At 69.6% G+C, this 13,521-nt stretch carries 12 protein-coding genes; 7 read left to right on the plus strand and 5 right to left on the minus strand.

The genetic code is table 11. From position 1 onward, the window contains the following. The first annotated feature begins 106 nt into the window (after positions 1–106). From ACWIGI_RS00740 to ACWIGI_RS00765, 6 genes are all read left to right on the plus strand, one after another. Entirely contained in the window at positions 107–934 is an 828-nt protein-coding gene (locus tag ACWIGI_RS00740; RefSeq protein ID WP_454200223.1) for an alpha/beta fold hydrolase, read from the plus strand. Positions 935–951: 17 nt separating this feature from the next. After that, entirely contained in the window at positions 952–1,776 is an 825-nt protein-coding gene (locus ACWIGI_RS00745) for an alpha/beta hydrolase (protein WP_454200224.1), read from the plus strand. 6 nt (positions 1,777–1,782) lie between these two features. Further along, entirely contained in the window at positions 1,783–2,589 is an 807-nt protein-coding gene (locus ACWIGI_RS00750; protein WP_454200225.1) for an alpha/beta fold hydrolase, read from the plus strand. Between the two features lie 150 nt (positions 2,590–2,739). Beyond that, positions 2,740–3,720: a helix-turn-helix domain-containing protein gene (locus tag ACWIGI_RS00755; protein WP_454200226.1), complete on the plus strand. Its 981-nt coding sequence runs from the start codon at positions 2,740–2,742 to the stop codon at positions 3,718–3,720. Between the two features lie 126 nt (positions 3,721–3,846). Then, a complete protein-coding gene (locus ACWIGI_RS00760; protein ID WP_454200227.1) occupies positions 3,847–4,278 on the plus strand; it encodes a nuclear transport factor 2 family protein in 432 nt (143 codons plus the stop codon). A gap of 324 nt (positions 4,279–4,602) precedes the next feature. Next, the gene (locus tag ACWIGI_RS00765) at positions 4,603–7,509 is read left to right on the plus strand and encodes an AAA family ATPase (RefSeq protein WP_454200228.1); all 2,907 of its coding nucleotides are present in this window, start codon (positions 4,603–4,605) and stop codon (positions 7,507–7,509) included. Between the two features lie 190 nt (positions 7,510–7,699). On the opposite strand, the gene ACWIGI_RS00770 is transcribed toward ACWIGI_RS00765, so the two are convergent. Further along, the gene (locus ACWIGI_RS00770) at positions 7,700–8,719 is read right to left on the minus strand and encodes an alpha/beta hydrolase (RefSeq protein WP_454200229.1); all 1,020 of its coding nucleotides are present in this window, start codon (positions 8,717–8,719) and stop codon (positions 7,700–7,702) included. A gap of 288 nt (positions 8,720–9,007) precedes the next feature. On the opposite strand from ACWIGI_RS00770, the gene ACWIGI_RS00775 reads away from it, so the two are divergent. Further along, on the plus strand, positions 9,008–9,820 hold the full coding sequence (locus ACWIGI_RS00775; RefSeq protein ID WP_454200230.1) for an RDD family protein: 813 nt from the start codon (positions 9,008–9,010) through the stop codon (positions 9,818–9,820). Here the strand turns inward: ACWIGI_RS00775 and ACWIGI_RS00780 are convergent. From ACWIGI_RS00780 to ACWIGI_RS00795, 4 genes are read right to left on the minus strand one after another with little or no spacing between them, the layout of a single operon-like run. Further along, the gene (locus tag ACWIGI_RS00780) at positions 9,807–10,793 is read right to left on the minus strand and encodes a glycine betaine ABC transporter substrate-binding protein (RefSeq protein ID WP_454200231.1); all 987 of its coding nucleotides are present in this window, start codon (positions 10,791–10,793) and stop codon (positions 9,807–9,809) included. The two genes, ACWIGI_RS00775 and ACWIGI_RS00780, sit on opposite strands and share 14 nt — an antisense overlap. Beyond that, complete coding sequence (locus ACWIGI_RS00785) at positions 10,790–11,539, minus strand: ABC transporter permease (protein ID WP_454200232.1); 750 nt, start codon at positions 11,537–11,539, stop codon at positions 10,790–10,792. Before ACWIGI_RS00785 ends, ACWIGI_RS00780 begins: the two co-directional genes overlap by 4 nt. Next, on the minus strand, positions 11,536–12,747 hold the full coding sequence (locus tag ACWIGI_RS00790; RefSeq protein WP_454200233.1) for an ABC transporter ATP-binding protein: 1,212 nt from the start codon (positions 12,745–12,747) through the stop codon (positions 11,536–11,538). Before ACWIGI_RS00790 ends, ACWIGI_RS00785 begins: the two co-directional genes overlap by 4 nt. Beyond that, positions 12,692–13,342 carry an ABC transporter permease gene (locus ACWIGI_RS00795; protein WP_454200586.1) on the minus strand — a complete coding sequence of 217 codons (651 nt, stop codon included), beginning with the start codon at positions 13,340–13,342 and terminating at the stop codon, positions 12,692–12,694. Before ACWIGI_RS00795 ends, ACWIGI_RS00790 begins: the two co-directional genes overlap by 56 nt. Positions 13,343–13,521: the final 179 nt, after the last annotated feature.

Raw genomic sequence — 13,521 nt, forward strand, 5'->3', positions numbered from 1 at the left:
TCGTCGTATTCCGGACAGGACTATCCGGTTCACGTGGTCCGGCGGGGACGTTCGTGGGGGAAGTTCGAGAGGTAGCGCGTCGCCGACCGAACAGTAGGACTTCGTCATGAGCCATGTGATCACCGAGGACGGGACCCGGATCTTCTACAAGGACTGGGGGCCCGCGGACGGGCAGCCGGTCCTGCTCAGCCACGGATGGCCGTTGAACTCCGACGCGTGGGAGAGTCAGGCGCTCTTTCTCGCCGAGAACGGGTGCCGGGTCATCGCGCACGACCGGCGGGGGCACGGCAGGTCTACGCAGACCTGGACCGGCAACGAGATGAACACCTACGCGGACGATCTCGCGACCCTGCTCGACACCCTCGACCTGACCGGGGTGACGCTCGTCGGGCATTCTACCGGCGGCGGGGAGATCACCCGCTACGTGGGCAGGCACGGGTCGGCGCGGGTGGCCAAGCTCGTGCTCGTCTCGGCGGTGCCGCCGTTCATGCTGCGGACCGAGGACAACCCCGAGGGGCTGCCGATCGAGGTGTTCGATGGCATCCGCGCGGGCGAGCGCGCCTCGCGGTCGCAGCTCTATCGCGATCTCGCCGACGGGCCGTTCTTCGGCCACAATCGGAACGGTGATGTCCCGCAAGGTGTTCGGGACTCCTTCTGGTTGCAGGGCCTGGCTTCCGGGCACCGCAACGCCTACGAATGCATCGCCGCGTTCTCGGCCACCGATTTCCGGGACGACCTGGCTCGCGTCGACGTCCCGACCCTGGTCATCCACGGCGACGACGATCAGATCGTGCCGTTCGAGGTCGGCGGGCAACGCTCGGCCAAGCTCGTCGCCGGCGCCGAGCTGATCGTCTACGCCGGCGCCGGACACGCCCTGCCCGACACCGAGAAGCAGCGCCTGTCCCAGGACCTGCTCACCTTCATCCGCTCGTGATCACGGAGGACACCACAATGAATCAGCCGGCCCCCACCGCCAAACCGCCCATCGTTCTCATTCACGGCCTCTGGATGACCCCCTCCAGCTGGGACACCTGGGCCGGTCGCTTCCGCGCGCGCGGCCACCAGGTCATCACCCCGGGCTGGCCGGGCATCGACGACCGCTCCCCGGCCGACGTGCGCAAGGATCCCAGCGGGCTGAAGGGGGTCGGCATCGTGCAGATCGTCGACTCCTACGCCCGGATCATCGAGGCGCTGCCCGAGAAGCCCATCATCATGGGGCATTCGTTCGGCGGCATCTTCACCCAGATGCTGGCCGATCGCGGCTATGGCGTCGCCGCGGTCGGCGTCGCCCCCGGCCAGCCCGCGGGCATCCTGACCCTGCCCAACTCGACGCTGCGCACCGGACTGCCGATTCTGTCGAATCCGTTCGGGCGCAACGGCGCCAAGCCGATCTCCAAGGCGCACTTCCACTACACCTTCGGCAACGACCTGAGTCGCGAAGAGTCCGACCGCGAGTGGGAGGCCAGTGCGGTGAACTCCTCGAACCGGGTGTTCTTCGAAGGGGTGCTGTCCCTGCCCCGGGAGAAGGGCGGCATCACCGCCGTCGACTTCCGGAAAGCCGATCGCGCGCCGCTGCTGCTCATCTCCGGTGAGATCGACAATGTCGCCCCGCCCGCCATTCAGAAGGCCACCCTGGCCAAGTACGCCAAGGGCACCGCGCTGGTGGAGCGCGTGGAATTCCCGGGCCGCACCCATCGCCTGGTCAGCCAGGACGGCTGGGAGGAGATCGCGGACTACGCCCTGGACTGGTCCCTGAAGAACTCGGCGAAAGGCTGATCGGACATGCCATCGACGGTAGGTAGATCGTTCCGGCGCGGCCCGCTGGCGGCCGCGCTCGCCGCGGCGGTCCTGGCCCTGGCGCCGCTCGCCCCCGCCTCCGCCGCGCCTGCGGACCCCACGGTGGTGCTGGTGCACGGCGCGTTCGCCGACGCCTCCAGCTGGGACGGCGTGGTCGCGGAACTGCGCGAGCGCGGGTATCGCGTTGTCACCGTGGACAATCCGCTCCGGGGACCGAGCAACGACGCGCAGGCCGTACAGCGCACGCTCGACACCATCGACGGACCCGTTGTGCTGGTGGGACATTCGTACGGCGGCGCGGTCATCACCAACACCCACGACGACAAGGTGAAGGCCAACGTCTACATCGCGGCGTTCGCGCCCGCGCAGGGTGAGTTCGTGCAGGGACTGCTGAGCCCGATCCAGTTCCCGGGCAGCCGAATCCTGCCGCCCGCACTGCAATTGAAGCCGGTCGACGGGGGAGTGGACGGCTACATCGCCGAACCCTACTTCCACGAGATCTTCGCCCAGGATGTCAGCGCGGCCACCGCGGCGACCATGTTCGATCATCAGAACTCGGCGGCGCTGTGGGCCAATCTCGAACCGAGCGGCGCACCGTCGTGGGCCACCACGCCGAGCTGGTATCTGCTCTCGCGGGACGACCGGGTGATTCCGGCCGCCTCGCAGCGCTTCATGGCCCAGCGCGCCGCGCCGGGCACCACCGTCGAGATCGATGCCTCCCACGCGTCGCTGGTCTCGCAGCCCGCGGTGGTGGCCGACACGATCCAGGCCGCCGTGACCGCGAGCCGATGATGTCTCGCGAGGAATGGTGACCCACCGGTACCGGTGCCGGATTCGGCGCCGGTACCGGCGACATATGCGGATCGTGCACTAACCGGACATCGGTCCAAGATGTCAGAATCTGCTGACCATGCCAGCAGATCTCCATCGGTCGTCACGGCCGTGACCATAGTTTTCGATACGCGGGAGCTCGCGGCGCACGAACGCGCCGACGCCATCTGCGATGCCATGCAGACCTCCTCGGTGCCCTCGCACGTGACGCACGAGGACCCCGGGGGACCGGTGCACGGCGTGTTCGAGACGTGGGAGTTCGGGACCGAGAGCGTGTTCCGGGCCGAGATGTCCGGAATCCGGCTGCGCCGCACCGAACGTCAGGTGCGCGCGTTCGAAGCGCCCATGCTCGCCATCGCGGTGCAGCAGCGCGGCCTCGGCCGGTACGAACAGTTCGGTGATCGGTGCACGGTGCCGGTGGGCGAGCTGCACGTGATGGACCTCAACGCGCCGTACGACTTTCGCTGGAGCGGGCGCGGGGCCTCCACCTGCCTGTACGTGCCGCTGGATCGGCTGGATCTGCCGCCGCGCGTGCTGCACTCGGCGGCCCGCGCGGTGCGCGAGAGTCCCCTGTACCGCCTGACCGCGGACCACATACTGGCGCTGACGGCCGCCGCCGACGCGCTCAGCGCCGGCGTCGCCGCCGTGTACACCGGCTCCGCCAGCGCGGAACTGGTTCGCGGCCTGTTGCTCTCGGCCGCCCGTCCCGATCTCGACGCGACGATCCTGCCCGGCCGCGTGCTCCTGACCCGAGTCCGCGCCTACATCCTGCGCAACCTGGGCAACCCCGACCTGGACGCGACCATGATCGCCCGCGCCCACGGCGTCTCTCCCCGCTACCTCTACAAGATCTGCGCCGCCGCCGACTTCTCCCTCGCCCAGTGGATCATCGACCAACGCCTGGAACGGATTCGGGCCGAGCTCTCCGGTCCCCTGGCCGCCCACCGCTCGATCGGCGTGATCGCCGCCCGCTGGGGCTTTCGCGATCGTTCCCACTTCGCCCGCCGCTTCCGCCGCGCCTACGGGATGACGCCGAGCGAGTGGCGGCGCGTGACGCACGCGGGCAACGATCGGTGGGAAGGGAATCCGTAGTGAGATCGGCAGTCGCCGGCGGTTCCGCACGGGTGGCAAGGATCTCGCCGGACGACATGACGTCGAACGGGGGCGGCGGCGCACCGGGGCGGGCGCGACCACTTCCTGCCGCGTGGGGTCGGACGAATGACTGCTGTGGAATACCCGGAATCGGAGCCCGATCGACGCACCGCAGAGCATCTTCAGTCGCTGCTGGACGACCTCGCACGTCGGGAACCGATCTTCCATGGGCCCGACATGACGCGCGAGGACTTCGAGTGGGTGACCGCTGTGGATTTCTGGGAGACCGGGGCTTCCGGGCAGCGCTACAGCCGGGACTTCGTCTGGGCCACCATCGAACAACGGCAAGCCTTCAGCGAGCAGCACCACGATGAGCGCGACTCCTGGGAGACCGGCGATTTCCAGCTGCGTGAGATCGCCCCGGGGACCTTCTTGCTCACCTACACCCTGCTACAGCGGGCTCGGCTGACCCGGCGTCTGACCGTCTGGCAACGCGTCGGCGATGACTGGACGATCCTCTACCACCAGGGAACTGTCGTCGCCGACGAGCACTGGTGAACATGATCGACGAGCGATACGCGGGGCATCGCCGACCTCCGTACCGGGAGACGCGTCGCAGGCAGTGAGATCCAAACCTTCGTGCGCTGTCGGGCGCAAACCCGTGCACTCCTGGCACAATGTGCTGCTCAGCGGGATCTAGGCTTCCCATTCCGGGCCTGTAGTTACACGGAGGGAGCGTTTCGATGGCCGTTCCGCGTGTGAGGTTCCGATGAACGTGCGATTGGGTTGTGGCGGGTCGGTGGTGACGCGTCTTCGTAGCCGAGGGGGCGCGACGGTCCGGACTGCCGGTGCGCGACCACTTTCGCGACAGGTGTGGCTACCGTGACCGGGGACAAGGGCGTGCTCGTCGGGCGGGTGGCCGAACTCGAGGAGCTGAGCGGGCGGATCAGTGCCGCGCGCAACCGGGTCGGGCAGGCGTTGCGGCTGCTGGGGGAGCCGGGGATCGGGAAGACGGCGCTGGTGGAAGCCGCCGTCGCGCGGGCCGGTGGATTCCGGGTGCTGCGGGCGGACGGGTTCGAGGTCGAGCAGGCGCTGCCCTACGCCGGGGTGCAGCGGCTGCTCGCGCGCGCGGACATTCCGCTGGACGACCTGCCCGCGCACCATCGCGAGGCGCTCGGCGTGGCGGTCGGGCACCGGACCGGGCCCGTGCCCAACCGGTTCCTCGTCGGTCAGGCGCTGCTGGGTCTGCTCGCGCTGGCCGCACGCGGTCGGCCGGTGCTGTGCGCCATCGACGACGCGCAGTGGATCGACCGGGAATCGCTGGACGCCTTGGGTTTCGCGGCCCGTCGCCTGCACGCGGACGCGGTGCTGGTGCTCTTCGCCTCGCGGCCGGACCCAGAGGTGGATGTGCATCTCGGGGGTATCGCGGTCCACCCGGTCGCCGAACTCGAGCGAGCGACGGCGATCGAATTGCTCACCGCGCGTCTGGGAGTGCGGTTCGACCCGCGCGTCGCCGCCGATATCGTGGCGGCCGTCGGCGGAAATCCCTTGGCGCTGACCGATCTCGCGCACGAGTTCGATGCCAGGAAACTCGCGGACTCCTCTTTCGCCCCGCACCCGGTCGGCGCGGGGCACCGGCTCGAGCAGCTCTATCAGCGTCAGGTGCGCGCGCTGCCGCCGGACGCCCAGGACTGGCTCCTGGTGGCCGCCGCGGAGGCCACCGGGGACCTGGAACTGGTCGACGCGGCGGGCGCTCTGCTCTCGATTCCCGACAATGCCGGGGAGGCAGCCGATTCGGCGGGTCTGGTGATCATCGACGGCACCGCGCGCTTCCGGCATCCGCTCGTGCGCGCCGCGGTCTACGGCGCCGCGCCCGCGGCCGATCGGCGGCGGGTGCACGCCGCCCTGGCGCGGGCGGCCGAGCTGCGGGGCCTCGACGACATCCACGCCTGGCACGCCGCCGAAGCCGCTGCCCGCCGGGACGACCGGGTCGCCGCGCTCCTGGTCGCGGCGGCCGAACGGGCCGCCCAGCGCGGCGGTTCGATCTCCCGTACCAGTCTGCTGTGCAAGGCCGCCGAACTCGCCACCGATCCCGAGACGCGGCACGGGCATCTGCTCGACGCCGCCGAAGCGGCCGCCGAGGCGGGAGCCGGCTATCTTGCCCTGGACCTCCTGGAACGGATCGAGGGAACCGGAGCATCCGAGGCGCCTGCCTCGGGAATCGGTGCCACGGGAGCCGATGGCGGCGCACCGGACAGCGGGGACGTCGGCCGGTCTACGGCGACCGTCCACACGACCGGTTCGACCGGGCCGAGCGCGCTCGAAGTAGGCACCGGCCGAACGGATTCGATGACCGACGCGGACGCGGTGGCCGCCGGGCGCCGTCTGATGCTGCGCGCGTCGCTGGCGACCTTCCTCATAGACGCACAGCAGATGCCGCTCGCGCCCCTGCATCTGAAACAGGCGGCGGAGCTCTTCCACGGTCGTGACCCGCACCTCGAACAACTCGCTCTCCTGCGCGCGTTCGAGGCGGCCCTGCCGGTGGAAAGGCTCATGCGCGGAACGACATCCACCGAGCTGGGGGAGCGGATGCGGGCGGCCGCCACCGGGCCCGGCGTTCTCACCACGGTTCTGTCCGCACTCGCCGCACTCATCCTCGATCCGTACCCCGAGGCCGTCGCGCCGATGCGGGCCGCGGTCGCCGCCATCGCGGAGCTCGACGACGCCCGCTTCCTGCTCTTCGGCTCCACCGGGGTCGCGCTCACCACCGCGCTCTGGGACGAGCGTGCCCGCGACCTCCACCTCGCGCGGGGTGAGCGAGTCGCGGTCGCGCACGGTGCGCTCAAGGCACTCGACAGCTACCTGTGGATCCGGTCGCTGACCGACGTGGAGCGCGGCGACATCCGCGCGGCCGATCAGGCCATCGAGCGAGTCCGTGAAACCCGCAGGGCCATGGGCTATCCCGCCGAGCATGTCATCAACGGCTCGTATCTGGCCTGGACCGGCGCACCCTACGAGCAGGTGGAGCAGCTCGCCGACGCCGCGCTGGTCGTTGGACTCGCCGGGGTGCACTCCGCGACCGTGCACGGTCTGGCGATCCGCGACCTCGCCGACGGCCGCTACGATGCCGCGCTCGAGCACCTGAGAGCGCTGCGGCACAACGCGTTTCTGCACACCGGCCCGCGTTATCTGCCCGAATACGTCGAAGCGGCGGTGCGCAGCGGTCATCTCGCCGACGCCGCCGAGGCCGCGGCGGAACTGGCCGGTCTCGCGGCGGCCTGCGGCGCGCCGTGGATCCTGGGCGTCAGCAGCCGATGCCTCGCCCTGATCGACGACACACCGTCCGCCGAACCCCATTTCCGGTCCGCGCTGGCAACCCTCGCCGCCACGAGCACACCCTCGGACCTGTACCGCACCCACCTGCTCTACGGCGAGTGGCTGCGCCGCAAACGCCGGCGGAAGGACGCAGGGATCCAATTGCGCCTCGCCCGAGACGGTTTCCTGCGCATCGGCGTGACGATGTTCGCCGACCGCGCCAACCGTGAACTCGCCGCGCTGGGCGAACAGGCCACCCCGAAGGATCAGCCGATCCCGAAAGTCCAACTGACGGTGCAGGAGTCACAGGTGACGACGCTGGCGGCCGCCGGTGCGACGAACGCCGAGATCGCCGCGACCCTGTTCATCAGCCCCAACACCGTCGACTACCACCTGCGCAAGGTGTTCCGGAAGCTCGGGATCTCCTCCCGCCGCCAGCTGCGCGAGCACATCGCCGCCGCCGACCGCCCGTGAGCTGCCGGTCGGCGGCGAGAACGGGCCGGAAACCTCTCGCGCGGAGGGTGATCGCGGCGAACTCATTCTCGTCGTGACCGTGCCGTCAGAATCTCCGCCGGCAGGGTCGGCTGCAGCAGCAACTCGGGACCGTGCTCGCTGACGTGCAATTCGCGCCGCCGGTTCCCGGGCCCGGAACGCCGCGTGTGCCCTAGGCGAGGCCGAGCGACCCGGCCAGGAACGGCCACGAGGTGCGCAGGTCATCCTCCCAGTAACCCCAGGAATGCGTGCCCACCGGTCGTTCGTCGACCGTCACCGGGATGGACAGCTCGTTCAGCCGGTTGGTGAGGTTGGTCGTGCACTGCCGCACCGCGGCCTCGATGATCCCGCCGAACGTGACCTGGATGGGCAGGGGAATCCGGCCCTCCGCCACCCGCCGATCGGCCGGGGTGTCGTGCGGGGCCGCCGGAATCCCGGTGCCCGAGCTCAGGTAGATGGCGGTGCCGCGCAACCGATCCGCGTTCACCAGCGGATCGTTGGCGCGCCACAGCGGTCCGTCGAGCGGCCCCCACATGTTCTCGACGCTGCGCCCGCCGCCCCAGTTCTCCACGGTGATCCGGACGTACTGCTGCCCGATCGGATCCGAGGTCTGCGCGCATCCGCTGTACGAGGCCACCCCGCGCCAGAAGCCCGGCGCCGCGATGGCCAGGTTCAACACCGACGTCCCGCTCATGGACACCCCCGCCAGCGCACGGGTTCCGTTGGCCCCCAGCAGTCCTTCGATCACCGGCGGCAACTCGCTCGTCAGGAACGTCTGCCACTTGTTGACCCCGAGCACCGGATCCGCTCGCACCCAATCGGTGTAGTACGAGCTGCTCCCGCCCATCGGGTTGACGACGTTGACATCCTTGTCCCGCAGGAACGTCAGCGCATCGGTCTGCGCGTCCCACCCGCTCTCTTCCGGCCCGCCCCGGGACCCATTGAGCAGGTACAACGTCGGCCGTCCGGCCCCGGTCGCCTTGACCACCCGCACCGGCACCGCCGTACCCATGGCGGGCGAGAACACCTGGACCAGGTCCTCCCGATCATTGATCGCCTGCACGGACACCACCCCCGCGACCTCGGGCGCGGCCCCGCTCTGACCGCCGCCGGCGACAACGCCCCCGGCCGCCACCACCAGGGCCACCACCCACCGCAACCGCCCCAACGCCGTAGATCGCACCGCTCTCATCCGCTGTCCCTTCCGCTGGACCGATAGTCAAAAGTCGTGACAGCACAGGGGTTCGCGGTGCCCACCCTTGCGGTTTGGTCCGTGTTCGACGCGGTTTCCCCACCTGGGCCGATGCAGTGGCGGCGGGTGCCGGCGGGCACGGCACGGTCGAAACGAGCCGACAACCTGTGCCATGATGGCGCGATGATTCGCAGCGGGGGGCCGCAACGCGGTACGGCGGAGCGGAAGCCGGGCTACCTGGGCGATCCGGCCGATTCGAGGTTTCCATCGACGCGACGGATACGGAGTGTGCTGGCCGCGTTCATCGACATCATCGTGCTCGGTGCGGTGGCGGCGGGAGTCACCTGGGCGCAGGTGGTTCTCGGGGGCCCATCACAGGCTCCGCTGGCGTACTTCGTGGTTCCGGTCGTTGCGTTCGTGCTGTTCTTTCTGCTGCCGAGTTGGGTGGGCGGCAGCCCCGGGCAGGTGGTGTGCGGGCTCGCGGTGATTCGCTGCCGGGACGCGGGCCGGGCGCGGGTCCGGGACACCGGGCGGGCCATCGCGCGACATCGGGGGTCGCCGTTCCGCATTCGCGGGATTCATTCCCTGGCACCGCATCTCGTGGTGGTGCGGCGGCGGGATCTGGTCGCCTATCGCGCCGCCAGGGAGCCGAGCGCGGATGGCAGCCCCGCTGGAGCACCGGAATACCATGGTGCAGACGGTGATCCGCGATACCCCTCGGATCGGGACCGGCGAAAAGTGACCTCCAGCGTCATCGACTTCGTCGCGATCATGATCGTGACGCCGCTCCTCGGTGCGTGGGTGGCTTCACTCGCCGGTGGTGGCTTCGAGATCGGTGCCGGTATCGCGTTCTGGACCCTGATGCCCCTGCAACTGGTGGCGCTGCCCGCATTGACCGGAGCCACGCTGGGACAACACCTGTGCGGGCTCGCTCAGATTCGTGGCGTGGACGGTGCGCCGCCGACCGTACGCGACCTGCTCGGGGCCGGCGACAGCGTTCCGCCCGAGATCCGACGGCGCGGGGACCTCTACGTCACACTGACCGGGCTGGTGGTGGTTCGGCGCCGTGATCTCGCCGCGCCGGTTCCTACCGCGCGGTGACGAACCCCTCGGCGACGAGCCAGTCGCGCGCCACGCGGGCGGGTTCGCGGCCGTCGATGTCCACCTCGCGATTGAGCTGGGTGATGGACTCGTTGGTCAGGCGGGCCGAGATCGGTTCCAGCAGGGGCACTATCGCGGGATGGGCGGACGCGAAATCGTTCCGCATCACCAGGGCGGCGTTGTACTGGGGGAAGAAGCCGCGGTCGTCGGGCAGCAGCTTCAGATCCAGGGCGGGGATGCGGCCGTCGGTGGCCGCCACCGAGCCGAAGCGGCACTGGGTTCCATCGGCGGTCACCTGGTAGACGAGGGCGTCGGTGACTATCTGCTTCGGGACCGCACCCGCGTCGATGCCGTACTTGCGCGCCATGCCCGGGTAACCGTCCTGGCGGACATTGAACTCGGTGCCGACGCAGGTGGCGGCGGCGCTCGGATCGGCGGCGGCCAGCGCGGCGTAGTCGGACAGGGTGGAGATCTTCTTCTCGGCCGCCGTGCGCGGGTTGGCGACCAGCGCGTAGGTGTTGTTCAGCGGCGCCATCGCGGCCCACACCATGTCGTTCTCGGCGAGGTCGGCGTCGCGGACCGCCGCGAACTGCGCGTCCGAGCCGGGCACCGGGTTCTCGTTGCCGAGGTAGTTGATCCACCCGGTTCCGGTGTAGTCGTAGGCTATGTCGACCTGCCCGAGCAGTTGCGCGTCCCGCAGGCTGTTCGATCCGACGATGTTGGTCAGATCCCGCACCTGCGCCCCGGCCGCGCTCAACGCGAACCCGATGATGTAGCCCAGCACGTTCTGCTCGGTGAAATCCTTGGATCCCACCGTGATTCGCACGCCGTCCAGCTCCGGCACCGGCCGGATACTGCCCGGCCCGACCTGCAGCGGCATGGAACTGCCCGCTTCCAGTCCGCACGACGCCACCAGCAGCATCCCGACCGCGGCCGCCAATGCCGCACAGCTGCGCCGGATTCTGCCCCTCATCGCAGCCCCTTGGGTTCGAGATATCGCTCGGCCAGCGCGCCCAGCCAGTCGATGAGCAGCGCCAGCGCCACCGCCAGCAGCGCGCCCACCCACAGCGTGACGTTGTCGCGCAGCTTGTATCCGGTGTCGATGAGAATCCCCAGCCCGCCCGCGCTCACCAGGAACGAGAGCGTCGCGGTTCCCACCGCCAGCACGAGCGAGGTTCGCAGCCCGGCCAGAATGTACGGCACCGCGAGCGGAAACTCGATGCGCCGCAACACCGCCGGGGCGCCCATGCCCTGCCCGCGCGCGGCGTCAATGACCGCAGGATCCACCTGCTGGTAGCCCAGGATCGTATTGCGCAGCACCGGCAGCAGGGACAGCAGCACGATGGGCGCGACGCCGGTCCAGAACCCGGTCGCCCGGGTGAGCAGATAGAACAGCACGATGAGCCCGATCGCGGGCGCCGCCGCCCCGAGGTTGGCGATGCCGACGAACAGCGGTGCGAGCCTGCGGAATCCGGGCCTGGTCAGCACGGTGCCCAGCGGGACGGCGATCACGATGACGATGGCGACCACCGTCGCGGTGATCCGGATATGCTGCCACGTCACCGCGGTGATATTGCCCGCGGTGAGACTGGCCTGCTGGGTCACCGTGAGGTCCCGCGCGAACGCCCAGGTCAGCACTCCCGCACCGAGGGCGAGCGCCAGCACCGGCTGGGCGATCAGCCGGATGCGATCCGCCTGCCGTTCCGGTGCGCTGGTCATCGGCCGCCGCCGGTGCGCCCGTGCGTGTTTCGCATCGCGGACAGATGCGTGACCAGCGTGTCGATGGTGATCAGACCCGCGTACTCGCCCTCGCTCCCGGTGACTACCGCGGTGGCATTGCTCTGGGCCAGCAGCGATTCGAGCGCCTGCTGCAGCGTCGATTCCAGTGCAACCTTGCCGTCCACCGGCGTCCCGGTCGTGCGCAGCGAATCCGCGTGCGCGAGCTGCTCCCGCGTCACCCAGCGCAGCGGCCGCCGCACGTCGTCCAGCACGAGCCCCCGGTCCTGCGCCCCGGCGTCGACGGCATCCCGAAGTGACCGCACCGCATCCGATTCCACCGCGACCGGACAGTCCCCGAGCGGCACATCCCGCACCCTGGTCAGGGTCAGCTGCTTGAGCCCCGCGTCCGAGCCGACGAACCCGGCGACGGTGTCGTCCGCCGGATCGGCCAGAATCGCGGCCGGGGTGTCGTACTGGAGGATGCGCGAACCCTCGCCCAGCACCGCGATGCGATCCCCGAGCTTCACCGCCTCGTTGAAATCGTGAGTCACGAAGACGATCGTCTTGCCCAATTCCGCCTGCAAACGCAGCAATTCGTCCTGGAGCAGCCCACGGGTGATGGGGTCCACGGCCCCGAACGGCTCGTCCATGAGCAGCACCGGCGGATCGGCGGCGAGCGCCCGGGCCACACCCACGCGCTGCTGTTGCCCGCCGGACAACTGCCGCGGATACCTGTCCCGGAACGTATCGGGATCCAGCCCGACCAGGTCGAGCATCTCGTCCACCCGCGCGGCGACCCGCCGCCGATCCCAGCCGATCAGCCCGGGCACCGTCGCCACGTTCTTGGCGACCGACAGATGCGGGAACAGCCCCGCCTGCTGAATCGAATACCCGATGCCGCGCCGCAACTGGTCGGGGTTCATGCCGAGCACGTCGCGCCCGTCGATGGTGATGGCCCCGGACGACGGCTCGATGAGCCGGTTGATCATCCGCATCGTGGTCGTCTTCCCGCACCCGGACGGCCCGACCAGCACCACGATCTCCCCGGCGGGAATGACCATCGATATCCGCTGCACCGCCGGATCGGCCTGTCCCGGATAGTGTTTGGTCACCTCGTCCAGCACTATCTCGGCGCCGGACACGGCTCTGGTTTCAGTCACGGACGCTCCCGGGGACGGTGAATCGGCCGACGAGCACGAGCAATCCATCCAGCACCAGCGCGAGCACCACGATGAGCACCGTGCCCGCCAGCGCCTGCGGCACGGCGTTCGGGCTGCCCACGCGCGAGAGCCCGGAGAAGATGAGATTGCCGAGCCCGGGCCCTTTGGCGTAGGCGGCGATGGCGAGAATGCCCATGATCAGCGCTGTGCTGGTGCGCATTCCGGCGAGAATGGCGGGCCAGGCCAGCGGCAATTCGATACGGGTCAGGACGCGCGCGCGATTCATGCCGACTCCGCGCGCGGCATCGGACACCGCCGGATCGACCGCCGCCAGCCCGACGATCGTATTGCGCAGAATGGGCAGCAGCGCGTACAGCACCAGCGCGGTGATCGTCGGCGGCACGCCGAGACCCATGAACGGTATGAGTAGACCGAGCAGCGCGAACGACGGCACGGTCAGAATGATGCTGGCCGTCGCGGTGGCCGCGGCCGAACCGAGTGGACTGCGATACACCAGCACGCCGAGCGCCACGGCGAGGAGCGTCGCGATCAGAACCGACTGCACGACCGCCGAGACGTGCAGGTATCCGTCCATCAGTAATTGACGGCGGTGATCGACGACAAAGCTCCACAGGGTGTCCAGTGTGTTTCCCTCCCACTGGTCGGCGTCCCCGGCGAGCATATCCGGAAGATCTTCGGGCATCGGCGAATTCGGCCGATGCCGCGCGATACCCGCGACCGCGGCACACGAGCGCGCAGGCTACCGACGGGTAAGTGCGACGGCTTACTCGATAAGTGGTGCAGATTACCGCCGCCCTCTAG

It is taken from the genome of Nocardia sp. NPDC055321 (assembly GCF_053645575.1).